The sequence below is a fragment of the Nostoc sp. LEGE 12454 genome (assembly GCF_056620565.1).
The window spans coordinates 246,540-265,241 of sequence record NZ_JBWQXL010000006.1; the positions used below are offsets into that span (position 1 = coordinate 246,540).

Genomic DNA, 18,702 nt, shown 5'->3' on the forward strand with positions numbered 1-18,702 from the left:
TATTCACAGCGTATACCGAGATAGCTTTTTTACAAACTTACCGACTTTTCAAACAGCCTCTTAGCAAATTCTTTTAAGTATATACCTAAAAAAGAATTTTATGCTACTATTTTTGTGAGTAAATCAATAAAATAATATCTTTTTTTAGAAAATATGACAATAGAAAAAATTAAAGTATTTATTAGTTATAAATGGGAAACAGATCAAAATTTAAGGGCTGCTCTTACTTCTTACCTAGAAAATATTAAAAATGTTGAAGTTATTATTGATGTAGAAGCTATTAAACCATCTCAAAATATTCATGAAGTAATATCAGTAAAACTCGATGAGGCTGATTGTTTACTAGTATCAATTAATTCACTTAGCTCCAATGAAGTTGTAAGTGAATTAATTAGAGCGCATGAACGCTCAAAGCAAATTTTTCTTATGGAAAAGAGAGAGGATGATCGGATAAATATACCATCTTATCTGTATTTTTTGACTGACAGTTTGCGGTTTAAATACTCTACGATAGATGAGCTGAGAATGCAATTAAGAGAGTATTTTGAAGGTAAATCTAAAATGGATTTTCAATTAATTCCCCAGGAGCTAAGTTTAATTAAAAATTCAATCAAAGATTTACGTAATTTATTAAAATTTAGAGCCGATTTAATCAGAAGAATTCTTGATGAGGCTTATAAAGAGATTAAAAAAGTAAAAGACCAAGAACAAGAGTATAAAATTGACGTGGGAATCGAGAAAAATTTTCTAGTTAGAGCGCGTTCTATGTTTGAAAATGCAAATGAAGTGTATGCAATCAGCAGTGAATCTGTGTCAACTTTCTGGACCGATTCAAAAAACAAGCTATTAGCAAAAGATTATATTGCTAAACAACCTAAAAACACTATTAGGTTATTCGTTTTCTCTTCCATAAGAACAGCTAGTAAGTATCGATACATACTACAAGCTAGCCATAATAGTTATGGTAAAGATGGTCGAGTGTTTATTTGTTCGCTTCGTTCATATACAAATTTTTTAGAAAAGTTTAGCAATGGTAGCTCAGAGGTAGTTAAAACATATTTAGATCAAGATTTTGGCATTCTTGTTTATGATTTGAATTCTCAAAAAAATTATATTGAAGCATTACTGGATCATTCAGAGTTAAGATTCAAAAAAATCGATATTAATTTATTAGATAGAATTAATTATAAAGAAATAATTTCATATTTAAATGATCTCAAAAAGCTAGAGTTTGAAGATATTTTTGAAGACAAAAATGGTGATAAAAAGTTTTATATTAAAAGATGGAATCCAAAATGTTTAGAGTTTGAAGACTTGTTTAAAAGAGATTTGAAGAGACTTTTTCCTGGAGAAATATCTGGTGATGCGTATCATCTTATATTTTTTAAGGATTATGATAATAGCTTAGAACGTAAAATACTTGAGGTCAAAAATAATTTAAATTATTATAAAAGAGATATGGGAATTCAATTTATTTGGGTTGGAAAAAAGACAGACAGAATTGCAGTTAGTGACTTTTCTTATGGCGATCTGAGACTTAACTTTGATTATGACTATCTTTTAATGATGAGATTTGATAGCTATAATGATCTAAGAATTTATTACTCAGATCAACGCCATTCAGATATTAGAAAAAACTTTTATAGTAGTTTTAATGAAGGAATAAATATACTGTATCAGTATATTGATGAATTAAATAAAACAGAACCAAATAAAACAGTTCCCATTTTTGAACAAGTAATTGAAGAGATAGTTTCCAACTACATGGTTCGATACGATTTTGTTGATAAAGAGGATATAGATTCAATTATTAAAGAATCACCTTATCCCTTTTCTTATAAGTATGATTATGAGTATGAATAATTCTGCTTATCTCTACACCTCACACCCTACTCTCTTACACCCTAGCTTAAGTAAAATTGATTACCCCAATTTTTCCGCTCCGGATTGTGACAATTATTCTTCTCTATACACGAGACACCATACACTGCAATGAATAGCCCCACCCTTAACTTTTATACGATTTATTTAGTAGTTCGGAAAAAGTAAGTAGGTGTTATCTCGGCTTAATACCGTAATCGCCGCAGGAATGCTGTGGCTTAAAGTCGTCTAATAATCCTTTATACTTTATTGATTCAGGACTTTGATCCTTGTTCTACTAATAATTTGCATGGCTAATATTTAGTTTTACTAATTAAGGAAAGGATAATTGCGATCGCGTCTGGTTTTTTTAGTAAGCTTGCTGATTCAAAGATTAAGCCTTATTCCTAAAGGCATCCGGTGTAATCGCTGTATAGTGCCGGACTGTCATATTTTCTTCTCGTCAGCGTCAACTCCATAGTATCGACATCTGTGGTAGCACGATGAATTTGCCTTAGTTGCTTTCGTGACATTTCATCAAGCTTGAGTCTTTTGAGCAGGAACAATATCTTCTGTTGCTAGTTTTAAGGTTCTAGGGATCTGAATTCCCTGCACTAAAACCCTAGTCACCATGAATAAAGACATCGCCAACCACAATAGATGGACACTCTGTAACTTCCAAGCCAGGGCTGCTGTCGGAATAAACCCTAACCCAGTTGCAATAAAAGCCGCATTCCGGAGTATTAATGCTTCTGCCAAACCAAAGAAATAAGCCTCAATTGAGACGACGAAGGCATACAGCGCCAGTACGCTCATTAGCCAGGGAATGTAGCGATCGATCTGGGTGGTTATTTCCGTATGATTTGTGAGTAGCCCAAATACCGTCTGAGGAAACAGGATGCAGGTAAGGGACATGGTAATTGCAAACATCAGAGTCACGCCTACAGAAACGCCAAGCAGTGGCACCATCCGCCTCTGCTCGTTTGTGCCATGAAAGTTGCCTGTCAAGGTTTCTGTTGCATAAGACAAGCCATTGAGTATTTGAATTCCTAGCGTCATAAACTCAAGCAGCAAGACATTTTCCGCAAAGGCGATTCTTCCCATCCCAGCAAAGAGATTGGTAAAAGCCCAAAAGGTGAACCCAACTGCCAGTGTCCGCACAAAAAGCTCCCGACTCAAGGCAAAAGTCTCATTCCAGGCAGATTTGTCCCAAAGCTGAGGCGCGACGGCACGGATCTCTTGCCACTGGATTTCACTCTTGATCCAAATTAGTCCAAGCACCATCATGAGAAATTGGCTCAAAGCTTGTGCCAAGCCTGCTCCCACGCTGTCCCAACCCGCTCGCAGAATCATCTGGTAACTTAAGACGATGTTAAGGACGTTACCAAAAGCCGATAAGGCCAACACTTTCTGGCTCTGTTCGCGCCCCATCAACCAGCCGAACAGCACCATATTCACCAGAACCGCAGGTACACCCCAAATCCGCATATTGAAGTAGTCCACTCCAGACGCTTTCACCTCTGGAGCATTGTTCAAGACAATAAACCCCAACTCTCGCAGTGGGTATTGTAGGAGCAAAACAGCAAATCCCAAGCTGAGGGCAATTAAAACATTCCGTAAGCCTAGCAGTAGTACTTCTTCTCGATCGTTCCTTCCAGTCGCCTGGGCAGTTGTGCCAGTCACAGAGAGACGCAAAAAATTGAATGTTCGATAGAAGTAATTAAACAGAACTGTCCCCAGTGCAACGCCAGCTAAATGACGAATGTCTTGCAGGTGTCCTAAAAAGGAAACACTAACCATTCCAGACAACGGCACCATTAAATTCGAGAGCATATTCGCGATCGCTAATCTGAAATAGCGAGGAATCCATCGGTCTTGCAAGTCATTATTTCCTAACATTTGGAATGAGTTAGCTGATGCGATTGGATATTTAGCTAATTCGTAATTCGTTATTTTCGGCGCAACACCACACCAAATTGTCAAATTGGTGATTTGGAATTAGTTGTAAATAAATTTACTACTACTTTAATCAGGAATTACGTTTGCAACGTAGGAACTTGATTACAAATTACGAATGATTTTAACTCCTATCAAACCCGTTCTTCTATTTGCGTATAATCATAATATCCAAAGATTGCTTCCGGGTGATGATAATGTTTAAACTCTATCAAGTTATAGAAAGGATCTTCTAAAAAAAAGGTGTCATGCTCTATAAAAGAATCAGCAAAACGGAGTTCAGGTTTTTGTCTAAAAGTGAGCTTTTGTTCCTCTGCCCTTGAAAGCACTTCTTCCCAATCACTTTTTAAGCTAAAGACAATTCCGCAATGCCTGGGGTATATAGGTTGAGGTACAAGGGTTTCTTTAGTCAAGAAAGCAACAAATTGATGTCCGTGGAGATTAAGAATTAAAAGTTGACGGTTTTCTCGACCAGGAATACAACCCAAACCATCGACATAGTATGTTTTTGCCAGAGCAAGGTCTGTCACAGGGAAAGTAAGATGAAATAAAGTTTTGTTCATTGTTAAATACTATTTTCAAACATTCAAGGCAAGGTAATTAATCGCTTGTTTTAAACTCCTAATAGTATGCTGGAGTAGCCAACAAGATTAGAAGTGTAAATGCATCACTGATATTAATACCGCAGGCAATAATTCAGCTAGATAAGCAACTATTTTCTGATTATCTTATACAGAGTGCATATTAATTAATATTTTTCCCTCTTTTCTGGAACGCGAAGACTCGAAAGCATTTAAAATGTCTCTCAAGGGGAAAGATGAAGTTACAAGTTTTTCAATTCCACAAAGTTTTCCTTTGTGAATCATAGTGATTACGTTATTAAATATGCCATACCCAGAATGTCCGCGAGAACCTACTATTGTATGTGCCCCACTTACAAGACTATTCAAATCTATAAATGCTTCTGACTCTGCCCTACCTAAATAAATAATTTTTCCTCTTTTGGCAATATTTCTTTCCATCATTGGGATGGTATATTTAGCTGCTCCTGCGGCTTCAACTTGGATATCGGCTCCCCAACCTCCTGTAATTTCTTGAACCATTTCCGAAAAATCATTTGTGGAGGCTATATTGTAAGTGTAATCAGCTCCCATTGATTTAGCAATATTGAGTCTTTCTTCAATAGAATCAACTGCTATTACTATTGCTGCACCTGCTGCTTTAAGTAACATCACAGCACCTAGTCCAATTGCTCCTACACCATAAACTATGGCAAATCCACCAGGTAAGAAACCATTTCCCGATATAAAGATACCGTTATAAGCACAACCGATAGGTTCTATTAAAGCACCTATTTTACAAACCTCTTCAAAGGAATATCTTTCTTGTAAGTGATTAAGTTTCCAACAATATTTTGCTTTGAGAGTTATATATTCAGCGAAGCCACCATCTACTGTTAATCCCAACAGTTCTACATTTTCACACTGATTCGGCATTCCTATGCGGCAAGGTGTACAGTGTCCACACCATAAAATGCTTTCCGTAGTTATAATATCACCCTGGTAAAATCCTTTAACTTCTTTACCAACTTCAACGATTTCACCTGAAAGCTCGTGTCCTAAAACAATGGGTAACTTGGTAGGGCCAGAAAATAGAATATACCCTTCTTTATCTGTCTCATAAACGTGAGTATCTGATCCACAGACACCACAATATTTAACCCTTACTAAAACCTCATCATGCCTAAGAACAGGGAAGCTTTTATCAACAATTTTAAATTGTGGATCTTTCCAAGCAAGGCTCCCGGTAACACCTAAATTTTTGTTCAGGTTTTGCTTCTTGGGTGTCCATGTGGCTTCAGCCAGTAATGCTTTCATTAAATAATTTCCAATTACTTGTAATCAATGATTTTTCAGGGATTTCTCACCGCCCGCGATGTCTGCAAGCGGATTGTCTTGGTAAAACCCTGGAGCAAAATACTATGGCAGTAGTTTGCGAAGTGCCAAGATATATGTGTTAATTGTGACAATTGCTATGAGAAATTATTGAAGTATGATTTGAATATCATTTTTACCCCCACCTTCAAGGGCGTTTATAATTGCCTTACGAAGAGCTACAGAACCTTCTGCAATGTTTCTGCTGCCTTTTACATCCAAAATAGTCACGTCATTGACAGTTTTTTTTACCGATATATTTATGTCCTTTTTTTTGCTCAATGAAAAAATATTAAAATTTAGTTCAACAAAAAGCAAGGACAGTTAAGACAATTAAGGAATTTAATAAAAATTTTATAATTCTCCTAACAGGGATGTATGAGTGTTGTGAAAGTACGATCGCCTCTGAGTGGGCAGAATAGCAAAAAAAATCGCAATGATAAGATACTCAAAACCCACATTCTGGCTGAAGCAGATCGTATTTGCGATCGCGTTCCGCCCACCATAGGCGATCGCACATTGCAGAACCTGAGTAATTTTCCTTTCCTGACTCAAAGAAGTCCTGCTGATTCATATAATCGTTTGAGCATTGCTGAAATCTTTGCACTATAATCCAAATCTGCTGACCACCGCCCTGATAGCTGATCGATTAATGGCGCAATCCCGCGTGTGACAAAGCGAAATCTGGGATCTACTACTTCTTGTACCAAAGGTTCTAAACTGGCGTAAGCTTTCAAATGTTGGATGTGCGCCCTGACTCCAATTCTGGCACTTGGAAAAGACGCAGCCTCCGAACCACCACCGATCGCACCTAAGCCTGCAAAGTTATTTTGCTCAGGTCTAATATCGCCACCAAACCGTAAAAATCCAGTTTCTACACACATTTGGCAAAAGGCAATATCATAGTTCACTCCTTCTATACCTGCTTCTTCCCGATAAAGTTTTGGGATATCAGGAAACTTTGCTAAAGCATTTTCATTATTATTTCTCAGAAATAATTGTAACTGTATTTCGGAAGTATTACCGTTCGACATTACCCGCGAAAATTGACCAGGGCAAACCGCTAAATTCGAGCGTAAGCTAACAGTACGCGTTGCCGCATCCCAACTGACTGCAACATTAAAATCTCGTAGTTCGATGGCTTTGACATAAACTATTTTGTGATAGGTAATTTTATTGACATTAGCTGCTTTTGAAAGGTCAATTCGTAGAAGGTCTACTAAATCAATTGGAATGTAAGCATTACCATTAACTAAAACTCCTTGTTCTGTGTAACTTTGTCCATTAATATTAATATTAATAGGCGGATAATTTGCTTCGGCTGGAGTTCCGGGAGTGGGGTCAATCACACGACTCCAAGTCACCAATCCATCGACAATTCCCAAAGCAAAATCGCGGCGACGAGTTTGCAGTAAAGCCCGATCTTCTGGATTGCTGAGAAACCCCACTTGCATCACCAAAGCTGGCAGCGTTGTCTGACGACAGAATGCTAAACTACCCAATCCACTATCTGTATCTGGCTTGACTCCCCGATTCGGTAATTGGGGTACGCGGCGCAACAATCCCACTAGCAACTGTTCGGCATTGCTCTTGCGATCGCTATTATTAGCAATGTAGAAAACGCTAGCCCCACGCACAGAAGGGCTGTTAGCCGCATTAGCTGCAATTTCTAGGGCGACATCACCCCGGCGGCCGCGGGAATTGATCCAGGTGATAGTTTGGGCGGCACTCAAGTCATCAGGAACCGCTAAAATTTCCAAACTCCGCGCTCTCAGTTCCGTGACAATCAAATCCCGCAGCAGAATCATTTCTTTGGCTTCACTTGTACCACCTGCGATCGCACCTAGATCTATTCCTCCCGCTTCTTTGCCTCCATGAGCTGCTGATATAAAAATACGCCCCATTTTCAGTATTTCCTCTGGTAAAATTAAGTCTAAGCAATTGTATATATCATTCTTGGTCTGGCAACAAGAATATAATAGCTATCAGAAGTCTAAAGTCATTTGTCCTTTGGTATTTCTCCAAAGTTCATGACCAATGACCAATGACCAATACTTCGGCTTCGCTCAGTACAAGTGACAAATGACAAAGCCATGCAAATCCCCCGCTTGCACCCAGACACAATTGAGGAAGTTAAACTACGAGCTGATATTGTAGATGTCGTCTCGGAATACGTAGTTTTACGCAAACGAGGAAAGGATTTTGTCGGTTTGTGCCCCTTCCATGATGAGAAATCTCCCAGTTTCACCGTCAGCCAGACCAAGCAAATGTACTATTGCTTCGGCTGTCAAGCTGGGGGAAATGCTATTAAGTTTGTCATGGAGTTGGGAAAGCGTTCTTTTGCTGATGTGGTACTGGATTTAGCACGGCGTTACCAAGTACCCGTGCAAACCTTAGAACCCGAACAACGTCAAGAATTACAGCGTCAGCTATCTTTGCGCGAGCAGTTATATGAAGTTCTGGCTTCTTCAGCCCAGTTTTATCAACACGCCCTCAGACAATCGCAAGGACAAAAAGCACTTCAATATTTGCAATCTAACCGCCAACTCAAAGAAGAAACTATACAGCAATTTGGTTTAGGTTATGCCCCCGCAGGTTGGGAAACTCTCTATCGTTATTTAGTGGATGATAAACATTACCCAGTGCAAATACTGGAAAAAGCGGGATTAATTAAACCACGCCGGGAAGGGGGCGGTTATTATGATGTATTTCGCGATCGCTTGATGATTCCCATCCGTGATGTCCAAGGGCGCGTCATTGCCTTTGGTGGGAGAACTCTAACTGATGAACAGCCTAAATATCTGAATTCACCCGAAACCGAACTTTTTAGTAAAGGTAAAACTTTATTCGCCCTCGATCGAGCCAAAGATGGAATTTCTAAACTCGATCGGGCCGTGGTGGTAGAAGGATATTTTGATGCGATCGCTCTCCACGCTGCTGGTATTAATAACGCCATCGCCTCACTCGGTACAGCTTTAAGCTTAGAACAAGTCCGGTTAATATTACGCTACACCGAATCGAAACAATTAGTACTCAACTTTGATGCTGATAAAGCTGGAACCAATGCAACCGAACGGGCGATTGGTGAAATTGCCGAACTAGCATACAAGGGCGAAGTTCAGCTAAAAATTCTCAATTTACCCGATGGCAAAGATGCTGATGAATACTTGCATAGCCACACTCCAGAAGATTATGGAGAACTGCTAAAAAATGCGCCACTTTGGCTAGACTGGCAGATTCAGCAAATTATTCAAGACCGAGACTTAAAACAGGCTACTGATTTTCAGCAAGTAACTCAGCAAATAGTCAAATTACTTAAAAATATAGCTAACAGCGATACACGCAACTATTACGTTTCTTACTGTGCAGAAATACTCAGTTTAGGAGATACCAGACTTATACCCCTAAGAGTCGAAAATCTGCTAACTCAAATTGCTCCGGCTGCGGCGACATATTCTAAGCCTGTATCAGCGAAGAAAGCATGGGGAGGTGGCAAATCCCCACTCTCCATTCCCAACTCCTCACTCCCTACAGAACGCAGCCTTTTAGAACATGCAGAGGCGTTATTATTGCGAATTTACTTGCATTGTCCCGAACAACGTCAAATAATTGTTGACGAACTAGAGGAGCGAGATTTGCAATTTAGCCTTTCCCACCACCGATTTTTATGGCAACAGATTTTAGAAATTTCATCCGGTGATGGAGAAACAAAAAACTTTGCGTCTCTACCAGATTTAATTTCCCGCCTCCAAGATCGGTTCTTAGAATTTGACAGCGAGATCGGGTTAATTTCCCATTTATTTCATGTGGATGAAAAAAACCAAAAAGAAATACTGCGGACTCCGCAAGTAGTTCAAGCTGCGATCGCTTGTATGGATTTAGTGATGCTTGAAAAACGCTATCGTCACTTTTTGGAACTATGGCAACAAACCGATCCAGAAGCGGAACCAGAGCGATATGAATATTATTATCAGGCTTTCTACACTGAAAAAATCAAGCTTCAACAAATAGACCGACAACGGTTATTTTCTATCACCGAGTTGTTGTAGCCTTACACTCACGCTCCACCGAAATCTTGATTAGACCTCAAGATATTTCAGTTAACAATTTCTTTCTTCTCTGTGTCTCCTCTGGGGTAAGCCGCTTCTCTACGTTCGCGCAGCGTGTCGCAGACAGACGCTCTGCGAATGCGCCTACCTCTTAACTATTAAGTATCCCCGCGTTTTCTTGGTAACAACATCAACAGTATTCATCGCCGCCCAAAGTGTTGAGGCTGAAACCCAAACAGGAGGATATTTATAAGTCGATACGTCCAGAATTAGAAATTTATCCATCTTCTCGGAATAAGCTGCGATCGGAGAGATATGCCCTCCACCAGTTTGCCCTAACTGCGAACGGTCGTAATTGACAATTATGAAATCTTTATCGTGTTTTAAATTTGCTTTGGCTTGGGTACGGAATTGTTCTAACGTAGTGCTTGATGCATGATATATCTCCACAGTACGATTATGGCTTTGCACAAGTGCTGCTAGCTCATCAAGGCTCATACCAAAAAAAGTGACTAAATAAGGTGAGCGAAAACTTTGAGCAACGCCATTGAAAAAACTTTCTTGATCGAGACGCTGATACGCACTTTCACCTTTGCCTAAAGCATTAAGCACCGTTACTCCACTGGCAACACCACAATAAGCGGGACGTTTTTGAGTTTCTAGATAAGTAATAAGTGGCGTGTAATCTTGTTTTATCTGAGTAGAACTTAATATTTTCTGCCCTACTGATGATTCTAAAGAAATCAGATTTTGCGAAAGTGGCAACCGTTTTATGGGCGGCGGTACAAATGCATAATATCCTACTGCTGCAACACCACTGATACCTAATAATCCAGTGACACTGCCTATAATCGCAGCAATTTGCCGAACTCGACTCTTTGCTTCATTAATCGGAGGTTTTATTTTTGTTACTTGCTGCTGAAAGCTTTTATTATCTTCCATTGTCTACTTTCTGCTGATTTTTCCAACGTTTTAGTGTAAACAGTTACTTCCACTTATCTTAATCCGATGCATAACCATGCTGTCATTTTTTCGGATGAATAGTAAGACAATAAAATAAATTAGCATTACTGAGGTTGATGCTTCTCAAATGCGCGGTGTATATATCTGCGCCACTGAGGTCAATGTTACTAAAGTGACTTCCTCGTAAATTAACACGCCTTAAACTGACTCCAGAAAAACCTCGCTCCCCAGCAGTATACTGACATTTATAATGAGAGCGAATAGCCCTGCTACCTCTAAAATGGTTGCATCCCCAGCAAAGTTGGTAAATCCAGAGAGGCGAGGTGTTGATAAGCTCGATCTATAACTCGCTTACCTCTAAGAAAGCCTGTATTAGCTCCAGGACAAATATACTGGAGAGTTTCTGGTGTAAAACGTTCTAACAATAATCTAATGCTCTGAATTTGCCTTGGCCAGTGGAAGGTTTTAGCTGTCCGTAATGGTACTGCTTGACCGTGCTGGTTAGGGAGTAAATGGCGACCAGAAAATAATATACCTCCAAGTTTACTGTAGTAGAGACAAGATGATCCGGGAGAATGCCCTGGTGTCCAAATCACTTGTGTTGCAGCATCAAGAGTAAATTCTTGCCTGAAAGTAGTTACGGTTAAGCCTGGTAATAAATACGCTTCTTGCTCTTGAATCAGCACCTCGCAATCAAAGTCTTGCTGAAATTCAGCAGTCTTGCCAATAGCGCCGCGATGGGTGATAAATAACCAACGCACGCCTCCATGCGCTGCTAAAAAATCTTGATTTGTTTTTTCTAGTGCAGGGCAATCTATGAGGATATTGCCTTCATTTCTTACAATAAAATAAGAGGTTCCCCCTAATGTGTCCCGATTGGGTGGAAAAGCAAAAAAGCTCTCTTGTGCGAAGTCCGATTGCAGAGAACCTCCGCTCAGAACTTCGTCAGGGAAGACAGCCCGTGGTGGCTTAGTTGTATGACTTGGCTGTTGAGGTAAAGGGCACATAATCAAAGAACCGAAACTGAGGAGTTGTGGACAATTTGATTACAGTGCGGAAATGCTCAAGAATTGAAACTTGAGCGTTAACTAGCACTGTTAACCGTTGTGAAAAAAATTGGAATTTGAGAGTCTGCCTTGTAGTTAATGCTATGGTGCTGAAGCTACTGGTGGGGCGTTTTATCAAAATTACTGAAGAGAACATGGCATTTTGGTTTCTGTTTATCCTCCTGCTGGGGCTAGCTACTTATCTCATGGTGCAGCGCAGCGTTGCTCACATCACCCGCACACCAGTATGGTTGTTGTGGCTGGTTTTAATGACACCAGCATTTCTGTTGAGTGGATGGACGCTAATCTACGGGGCGAAACAACCTCCACCGCCAGGGCTGATCCTCTGGTCGGTATTTTTCTGCACAGTCTTGTACTGGGTGTTGTTTCAATGGGGGCGTCAAGTACCAAGAGATACAACACAGACCGACGAAGCCCAAACCCCAGCCTTAGAATCACAGCCGACTATCCAGCCTACCCCAGAACCAATAGTGCGTCCCATTGAACCAACGGAAGAAACCCAATTGCGAAATTGTTTTCCTTGGTCTGTATACTACGTTCAAAATATTGAGTATCGACCACAATCTGTGATTTGCCGGGGGCAGTTGCGAACTAAAGCCAGCAACGCTTACCAGCAGATTAAAACTAATATTGAAGCACAATTTGGCGATCGCTTCTTGCTGATCTTTCAAGAAGGCTTCAATGGCAAACCTTTCTTTGTCCTGGTTCCGAATACTCAAGCTGCTAAACAGACAGATACACCACGACGCAATCAGGAACGATTAACTCGACCAGGATTAGCGCTGATGCTGCTAGTAGCTACTTTGATCACTACTACCTTGGTGGGGGTGGAAAATGCTGGTGTTACTCTGCCGCCTATTTGGCAAATTGGATCTTTGTTCAAACTTCTATCTAACCCAGATGTCCTATTGAAGGGATTGCCTTATGCTTTAGGACTGATGACTATTTTAGGCATTCACGAACTTGGGCATTATTTGACAGCTAGATTCTACAAGATTCGCTCGACGTTGCCTTACTTTATTCCCGTGCCTTTCTTCTTAGGAACATTTGGCGCATTTATTCAGATGCGTAGTCCCATTCCTAACCGCAAAGCTTTATTTGATATTAGTATCGCCGGGCCAATTGCAGGTTTTGTTGTTACCTTGCCATTACTAATATGGGGTTTGGCTCATTCTGATGTGGTTTCCCTGAGTGAAAAAACCCAACTTTTAAATCCTGATGCTCTCAATCCTAAGTATTCAATTTTACTGGCTATCCTCTCAAAGTTAGCTTTGGGAAGCCAATTAACGGCAAAATCAGCCCTCGATCTGCATCCAGTTGCAGTAGCAGGTTTCTTAGGACTAATTGTCACAGCCTTAAATTTAATGCCTGTGGGACAATTAGATGGAGGTCATATTGTCCATGCGATGTTTGGACAACGAACTGCGATCGTAATTGGTCAAATTGCTCGCGTGTTGTTGCTATTACTTTCTTTAGTTCGGGAAGAATTTTTGGTGTGGGCAATTATCTTATTATTTATGCCGTTGATTGATGAACCTGCACTGAATGATGTCACTGAATTGGATAACAAACGTGACGTTTGGGGGTTACTGGCAATGGCTTTGTTGATTGTAATTATTCTGCCATTACCGCAAGCGATCGCTAACTTTTTGCAAATTTAAAAAGTAAACATATCAGCGATCGCGTTCTCAAGCCTTAGCGTTTTGCTAATTCTGGAGTCCGCCCCTTTAAGCCAATCATCAATTTCAGCATAAATACTTTTAATATAGGTACTCGCTGCAAGAACCATAAACCCAAGCGACGAACCACCACCACAGGGAAGAAATTATTAGAAAACATCCGATCTAACAAATCGGTGAAACCTAAAATTGTCAGATTCTCTAGCTTGCGCCAGCGTTCATAACCTTTGAGAATCTGAATATCGCCAATATCTTTACCCGCTTTGTGCGCTGCTTGAATTACTTGCGCCAAAGCTGCTGCATCCCGAATGCCCAAATTTAAACCTTGTCCGCCGACGGGATGGCAATTGTGTGCCGCATCACCAATTAATGCTAGGCGGGGGAGAACGTAGCGATCGCTTTGCATGAGTTGTACCTGAAAAACAAAGCGATCGCCTAGTAATTCCAATTTCCCCATCTGATCGCCATAACGACGGGTTAGTTCTGCCAAAAATTGCTCATCATTTAAAGCACACAAAGCTTTTGCTTCTTCGTGGGGGGCAGTCCAGACAATGCGGCAACGGTTCCCCGGTAAAGGTAAAATCGCAAAGGGGCCGCTAGACCAAAATCTTTCGTAAGCGGTGTTATTGTGGGGCTTTTCTGGTTTGACAAAGGCCACAATGCAAGATTGCCAATATTTCCAGCCCGAAGTTTTGATTCCAGCAGCTTGGCGAATTGGCGATCGCGATCCATCTGCTGCTACAACTAATTTGCTGCGAACTGTCTTTAGGCGATCGGCAATTTTTATTTCTATCGCGACTATATTCTGCTGGTATTGTGTATTTACCACTTCCGCCGGACACAGATAAGTCACGTTGGGGCAATTTTGCACAAAATCTTGCAACGGCTGCAATAGGGCTTGGTGTTCCGCCACATAACCCAACTCTGCTGTATTTATATCATCTGTGGTAAATTCCACCACATCGGGATGATCGGCATCCGAAAGACGAACTCGGCAATACTTGGCGATTTGAGGCAACATTTTGTCCCAAACGCCAATTCCTTGATAAATTAGCGACGAAAGCTGATGAACTGCATAAGCTTGTCCCTTCGCTACCGCGACTGATGCGACTTTCGCCTCAATTAGTAAAATACTCAAACCAGAATCTTTTAAAGCAGAGGCTAGAGTTAACCCAATAATCCCACCGCCGACAATTACCAAATCATATTCATATCCCCGCTCATTTGGCGGTGTTAGTTGAGGGGAAATTTGCTCAAGCTGCGTTATGGTCATTGTTAAGTTAGATTACAGCGTCTTAACTCTTATTTTGACGCGATCGCGCCTTCTTGAGCAAGTTAACAATTCAAAATTAAATAGGACTTACGCACCCAAAAACCTGAAAACTTGATCCCCCCTAACCCCCCTTAAAAAGGGGGGATATAAAAAGCCCCCTTTTTAAGGGGGTTGGGGGATCTCTTATTCATCTAAATTATTTGCTGACTCGATAGATTGGTCTAACCTGACGATAAGTATTAAGCAAGCTGAGAAATTTATGACCATCAAAATTTATCGGGTCAACTTTTTTACCAGAACGGTCTACTAAATGGTGCGTAGTGATGCGATCGTCTGGAACTTGACTTTGAGCAATTAACCAAGCAAGAGAATGATATTGAGCTTCCGTGTAACCGCTATGGGTTTGTTGACTGCCACTGTCATAACTATCTGGCGGTGTTTCCAAAGAGACGTGATAAGCAAAATTATTCACAGACGCGGGTAAAGTCGGATTAGTCTGCACAGTTTCCACTCCCTGTGGAGTCTCAAATACTGAGTTAGCTGCACCAAAAGCCCGCTTGTCTGGCGGTACTAGATAAACCACCGTTCCGTCTAACTTGATTAAGGCGTGGTAACTTGCTTGCACCCCTTCATCAGTATGAGCTACTTGAAAGAAATTGATGGCGCTAGAAGCTGAATAACCAGTTTCATGGATGACGATAATTGGTTGGTTGCTGAGAGGAATGCCATTAACATCTTGGGCGTAACGTTCACCGTAGTTACTTGGATCGACTGAGACAACTTGATAATTAGGTCTGTACTGGGCAAAAGCTTGAGTGGTTATGTACCTTGCTACAGGCTGGTTAGTCTTGACTGGGGACTTGATAACATTTTGAAATTTCTTCTCTGGCTCTTTCGCTGATTGAAATTGCGCCTGGGGATATTTACTGAAAGCTGTAACCTGTGGATTGGATGCACGGGAGGTTGTCGGATTGTTGTGTAATTTTGTTGCTCGTCCAATTAGCAGTACTACAATTAAAGTGGCGAACATCAGCCAGATTAGTAGCACCCTAGTCACCCAGTCTGTAAACTTCATTTTTCTAATACCCGTAAAACCGTAGATATTAATTTATAGCTAAACTGGCGTGTCAGTTGTAGAGGCGCACTTCCGTAAACCCCTACTGCTTATGGTATCCAAATAATAATCGCTATAATACCTTAATTCTAGTCAAATATACCTTGATAATCTCTGCAATAGTGCTGTTAAAAGCCATTTAATTTCAATGCCGTGGGTAGTGGATTCGTGGGTGTGAAAGTCTTCATCGTGTAGCGCTCTTAATGATGTTTTACCCACATTTTCTTCACCAACTACCAGCAGTTTAGAAAAATATTATCCTTTAGCTTCTAACCTGGCTCGAAGATAGTTCAAAATCGCCTGCGTTCCCTGCTCAACAATTTCAGGCGGTGGCGAGGTTAATGGATTGTGATCGAGGTCTAGCTCATCTAAATTAGAGAGTTGGCCAATTTCTGGCCGCAGAGTGCTGAGTTGATTGTTATAGAGGGATAGGCCAACCAGGCTGGAGAGTTGGCTAATTTCTGGCGGTAGGCTGCTGAATTGATTGTTATTGAGGTCTAGCCATGTCAAGCTGGAGAGTTGGCCAATTTCTGGCGGCAGACTGCTGAGTTGATTGTCATTGAGGTGTAGCGTTGTCAAGTTGGAGAGTTGACCAATTTCTGGCGGCAGACTGCTGAGTTGATTGTCATTGAGGTGTAGCGTTGTCAAGTTGGAGAGTTGACCAATTTCTGGCGGCAGATTGCTGAGTTGATTGTTATCGAGGTATAGCCATTTCAAGTTGGAGAGTTGGCCAATTTCTGGCGGCAGACTGCTGAGTTGATTGTTGTTGAGCTTTAGCCATGTCAAGTTGGAAAGTTGGCTGATTTCTGGCGGCAGACTACTGAGTTGATTTTTATTGAGGTATAGCCATGTCAAGTTAGAGAGTTGGCTGATTTCTCGTGGCACGTTGCGGAGTTGATTGTTATCGAGGACTAGCGTTGTCAAGTTAGAGAGTTGGCTGAATTTTGGCGGCAGGCTGCTGAGTTGATTGCAAGATAGGTATAGCATTGTCAAGTTGGAGAGTTGGCTAATTTCTGGCGGCAGGCTGCTGAGTTGATTGAAAGAGAGGGGTAGATGCGTTGCCTTTTCTCTGGCAGCTTTTTCAATAATTTGCAACAGTTCTTCGTTTGTCATCTGCAAACCTCACCAACTCTGTAGCGATATTTACCAGATTAGTGTATCGCAGGTTATGGGGAGTGGGGCTAGATTAATGTGTTCTATCTGCATAGAAAGGGCTGTAATGTTTAAATTAGCAGGGTGCGTAGGTGTAGCCCGTTGTAGACATCACTACCCTCGCAATAACATTCACTCATTCACGAGTATAAAAGACTCGTTAACGGAGATAAAAGACTCATTGACAAAGCTCTGAGGTTCATCGACGAAGCTCTGAGGTTCATCGACGAAGCTCTGAGGTTCATCGACGAAGCTCTGAGGTTCATTCACGAAGCTTTGAGGTTCATTCACGAAGCTTTGAGGTTCATCGACGAAGCTCTGAGGTTCATCGACGAAGCTCTGAGGTTCATTCACGAAGCTTTGAGGTTCATCGACGAAGCTCTGAGGTTCATCGACGAAGCTCTGAGGTTCATTCACGAGTATCAAAGGTGCGTTACGCTTTCGCGCTAACACACTCTAAGACTACGATCGCTTTATAATTGCGATGTCTACGACGGGCTATTCGGTGTCGCAGCTATGAAACAAATCCATAACTACTTATCCCAATTCTCTTGATGGAGAAACGGTTTCGTTAATTTGAGAAGATGGTTTATTCAAGAAGAAATTCCAGAGCCTTTGAATAGCTATTATTAGAAAACCAATCACGATCGTTCCTGCTACCACTGGTAAAGCTAGCGCCAGCACAGACAGTCCGATTGCGATGAGCAACTCAATAGTTGACACAACTGGATTGGTTAATCCACCTGAAACGCCAGTAGAACTTATCCGCAATATATTCGTTAATCCCTGAGTCAATCCTGCGGTTCCACCACCAGCAACTAAAGCTAACGTCCATTGCACCAGTGGATTCATCTCTGGAGCAACGGATGCTGTGACAATTGTCCCGGCGATAAATGCCGCAGGAGTGGCTACAATATCCAGCAGATGATCCAACCAAGGAATGTAATACCCGATAATTTCCAGCGAACAAGCGACTGCAAAGACAATTACAGCTTGAGGTGTTTCCACCCAATCAAAGTTAGTCGGCAAATCTAAATGTCCAAAAACTGAAGCCACACTCAATGCTAGCAGTGGTACAAATACTCTGAAGCCAGCCGCCGCGCTCAAACTAATCCCCAGTAATAATTCTATAAATGTATTTAGATTGAACAAAGAATTTAAATCCATAGTAAGACTCAAGTTATACTCCTGGTGTTTTTTCCATCTTTGAGCTGAACGGAGTGACAACTCTAAGTTGTGATCCCAAGATAAGAAACTTGGCGGAAATATTTCATCTGACTATATGTAGAATCAGTTAAATCTCACCTGTGTCAATACTGTGTAGGTTTTGCCTAAAAAATAACTCCAATGTAGGTTGCGTTTCCTTCCTCAACTCAACATCTTCAGGGCTTTGTTTGTAAGCCGGCGACTTCTAGAGTGATATCATATCCGCATAATTTAGTTATGCTAGCCACAGTCATTACACCCCACCCCCCGATGCTTTGGCTGCGGTGTACGCACAAGTCACCAGTTTTATTCCAATACGCTTGGGATAAGCCAGAAACCCCTCATGTAGAGACGCGATTTATTGCGTCTAAAAAACTGGCACGTTAGAGAGACGCGATTTATTGCGTCTAAAAAACTGGCACGTTAGAGAGACGCGATAAATCGCCGTC

General features: G+C 41.1%; 18 protein-coding genes. 3 read left to right on the forward strand and 15 right to left on the reverse strand.

The window, feature by feature from the left end; translation table 11 throughout:
* Positions 1–153 precede the first annotated feature (153 nt).
* Complete coding sequence (locus AC1F2U_RS09215) at positions 154–1,863, forward strand: toll/interleukin-1 receptor domain-containing protein (RefSeq protein ID WP_480260818.1); 1,710 nt, start codon at positions 154–156, stop codon at positions 1,861–1,863.
* Between the two features lie 534 nt (positions 1,864–2,397).
* Here the strand turns inward: AC1F2U_RS09215 and gntT are convergent.
* The 6 genes from gntT to tftA form a co-directional block, all read right to left on the reverse strand.
* The gene (gene gntT / locus AC1F2U_RS09220) at positions 2,398–3,843 is read right to left on the reverse strand and encodes a guanitoxin biosynthesis MATE family efflux transporter GntT (protein WP_480260819.1); all 1,446 of its coding nucleotides are present in this window, start codon (positions 3,841–3,843) and stop codon (positions 2,398–2,400) included.
* Between the two features lie 107 nt (positions 3,844–3,950).
* The gene (locus tag AC1F2U_RS09225) at positions 3,951–4,379 is read right to left on the reverse strand and encodes a VOC family protein (RefSeq protein WP_480260820.1); all 429 of its coding nucleotides are present in this window, start codon (positions 4,377–4,379) and stop codon (positions 3,951–3,953) included.
* A gap of 165 nt (positions 4,380–4,544) precedes the next feature.
* Positions 4,545–5,693: a scyllo-inosose 3-dehydrogenase gene (gene iolM / locus AC1F2U_RS09230; RefSeq protein WP_480260821.1), complete on the reverse strand. Its 1,149-nt coding sequence runs from the start codon at positions 5,691–5,693 to the stop codon at positions 4,545–4,547.
* Positions 5,694–5,858: 165 nt separating this feature from the next.
* Complete coding sequence (locus AC1F2U_RS09235; protein WP_480260822.1) at positions 5,859–6,068, reverse strand: hypothetical protein; 210 nt, start codon at positions 6,066–6,068, stop codon at positions 5,859–5,861.
* 36 nt (positions 6,069–6,104) lie between these two features.
* The gene (locus AC1F2U_RS09240) at positions 6,105–6,305 is read right to left on the reverse strand and encodes a hypothetical protein (protein ID WP_480260823.1); all 201 of its coding nucleotides are present in this window, start codon (positions 6,303–6,305) and stop codon (positions 6,105–6,107) included.
* Entirely contained in the window at positions 6,302–7,654 is a 1,353-nt protein-coding gene (tftA, locus tag AC1F2U_RS09245) for a hormogonium tapered terminus morphoprotein TftA (protein ID WP_480260824.1), read from the reverse strand. The genes AC1F2U_RS09240 and tftA overlap by 4 nt, the downstream gene beginning before the upstream one ends.
* A 189-nt stretch (positions 7,655–7,843) precedes the next feature.
* Here tftA and dnaG point away from each other — a divergent pair, with 189 nt between their 5' ends.
* A complete protein-coding gene (dnaG, locus tag AC1F2U_RS09250; RefSeq protein ID WP_480260868.1) occupies positions 7,844–9,799 on the forward strand; it encodes a DNA primase in 1,956 nt (651 codons plus the stop codon).
* A 144-nt stretch (positions 9,800–9,943) separates the two neighbouring features.
* Here the strand turns inward: dnaG and AC1F2U_RS09255 are convergent, their stop codons facing one another.
* From AC1F2U_RS09255 to AC1F2U_RS09265, 3 genes are all read right to left on the reverse strand, one after another.
* Positions 9,944–10,741: a phytochelatin synthase family protein gene (locus AC1F2U_RS09255; protein ID WP_480260826.1), complete on the reverse strand. Its 798-nt coding sequence runs from the start codon at positions 10,739–10,741 to the stop codon at positions 9,944–9,946.
* An 82-nt stretch (positions 10,742–10,823) separates the two neighbouring features.
* Positions 10,824–11,102 (reverse strand): pentapeptide repeat-containing protein, encoded by a 279-nt coding sequence (locus tag AC1F2U_RS09260; RefSeq protein WP_480260869.1) that lies wholly within the window; start codon positions 11,100–11,102, stop codon positions 10,824–10,826.
* Positions 11,038–11,769 (reverse strand): MBL fold metallo-hydrolase, encoded by a 732-nt coding sequence (locus AC1F2U_RS09265; RefSeq protein WP_480260828.1) that lies wholly within the window; start codon positions 11,767–11,769, stop codon positions 11,038–11,040. The genes AC1F2U_RS09260 and AC1F2U_RS09265 overlap by 65 nt, the downstream gene beginning before the upstream one ends.
* Before the next feature lie 194 nt (positions 11,770–11,963).
* On the opposite strand from AC1F2U_RS09265, the gene AC1F2U_RS09270 reads away from it, so the two are divergent.
* On the forward strand, positions 11,964–13,490 hold the full coding sequence (locus tag AC1F2U_RS09270) for a site-2 protease family protein (protein WP_480260870.1): 1,527 nt from the start codon (positions 11,964–11,966) through the stop codon (positions 13,488–13,490).
* Positions 13,491–13,524: 34 nt separating this feature from the next.
* Here the strand turns inward: AC1F2U_RS09270 and AC1F2U_RS09275 are convergent, their stop codons facing one another.
* From AC1F2U_RS09275 to AC1F2U_RS09300, 6 genes are all read right to left on the reverse strand, one after another.
* The gene (locus tag AC1F2U_RS09275) at positions 13,525–14,781 is read right to left on the reverse strand and encodes an FAD-dependent hydroxylase (RefSeq protein WP_480260829.1); all 1,257 of its coding nucleotides are present in this window, start codon (positions 14,779–14,781) and stop codon (positions 13,525–13,527) included.
* Between the two features lie 196 nt (positions 14,782–14,977).
* Positions 14,978–15,856 carry an N-acetylmuramoyl-L-alanine amidase gene (locus AC1F2U_RS09280; RefSeq protein ID WP_480260830.1) on the reverse strand — a complete coding sequence of 293 codons (879 nt, stop codon included), beginning with the start codon at positions 15,854–15,856 and terminating at the stop codon, positions 14,978–14,980.
* 132 nt (positions 15,857–15,988) lie between these two features.
* Positions 15,989–16,114, reverse strand: coding sequence for a hypothetical protein (locus AC1F2U_RS09285; RefSeq protein WP_480260831.1), 126 nt, complete (start codon positions 16,112–16,114; stop codon positions 15,989–15,991).
* 36 nt (positions 16,115–16,150) lie between these two features.
* Entirely contained in the window at positions 16,151–17,008 is an 858-nt protein-coding gene (locus AC1F2U_RS09290; protein WP_480260832.1) for a leucine-rich repeat domain-containing protein, read from the reverse strand.
* A 171-nt stretch (positions 17,009–17,179) separates the two neighbouring features.
* Positions 17,180–17,464, reverse strand: coding sequence for a hypothetical protein (locus AC1F2U_RS09295; protein WP_480260833.1), 285 nt, complete (start codon positions 17,462–17,464; stop codon positions 17,180–17,182).
* A 120-nt stretch (positions 17,465–17,584) separates the two neighbouring features.
* Complete coding sequence (locus tag AC1F2U_RS09300) at positions 17,585–18,214, reverse strand: DUF4126 domain-containing protein (RefSeq protein ID WP_480260834.1); 630 nt, start codon at positions 18,212–18,214, stop codon at positions 17,585–17,587.
* Positions 18,215–18,702: the final 488 nt, after the last annotated feature.

Excerpts from the sequence above, each read along its gene's own strand:
- AC1F2U_RS09255 (WP_480260826.1), bottom strand. The coding sequence starts at position 10,741 with ATGGAAGATAATAAAAGCTTTCAGCAGCAAGTAACAAAAATAAAACCT.
- dnaG (WP_480260868.1), top strand. The coding sequence starts at position 7,844 with ATGCAAATCCCCCGCTTGCACCCAGACACAATTGAGGAAGTTAAACTA.
- iolM (WP_480260821.1), bottom strand. The coding sequence starts at position 5,693 with ATGAAAGCATTACTGGCTGAAGCCACATGGACACCCAAGAAGCAAAAC.
- AC1F2U_RS09280 (WP_480260830.1), bottom strand. The coding sequence starts at position 15,856 with ATGAAGTTTACAGACTGGGTGACTAGGGTGCTACTAATCTGGCTGATG.
- AC1F2U_RS09215 (WP_480260818.1), top strand. The coding sequence starts at position 154 with ATGACAATAGAAAAAATTAAAGTATTTATTAGTTATAAATGGGAAACA.
- AC1F2U_RS09300 (WP_480260834.1), bottom strand. The coding sequence starts at position 18,214 with ATGGATTTAAATTCTTTGTTCAATCTAAATACATTTATAGAATTATTA.
- AC1F2U_RS09290 (WP_480260832.1), bottom strand. The coding sequence starts at position 17,008 with ATGACAAACGAAGAACTGTTGCAAATTATTGAAAAAGCTGCCAGAGAA.
- tftA (WP_480260824.1), bottom strand. The coding sequence starts at position 7,654 with ATGGGGCGTATTTTTATATCAGCAGCTCATGGAGGCAAAGAAGCGGGA.
- AC1F2U_RS09270 (WP_480260870.1), top strand. The coding sequence starts at position 11,964 with ATGGCATTTTGGTTTCTGTTTATCCTCCTGCTGGGGCTAGCTACTTAT.
- AC1F2U_RS09225 (WP_480260820.1), bottom strand. The coding sequence starts at position 4,379 with ATGAACAAAACTTTATTTCATCTTACTTTCCCTGTGACAGACCTTGCT.
- AC1F2U_RS09275 (WP_480260829.1), bottom strand. The coding sequence starts at position 14,781 with ATGACCATAACGCAGCTTGAGCAAATTTCCCCTCAACTAACACCGCCA.
- AC1F2U_RS09265 (WP_480260828.1), bottom strand. The coding sequence starts at position 11,769 with ATGTGCCCTTTACCTCAACAGCCAAGTCATACAACTAAGCCACCACGG.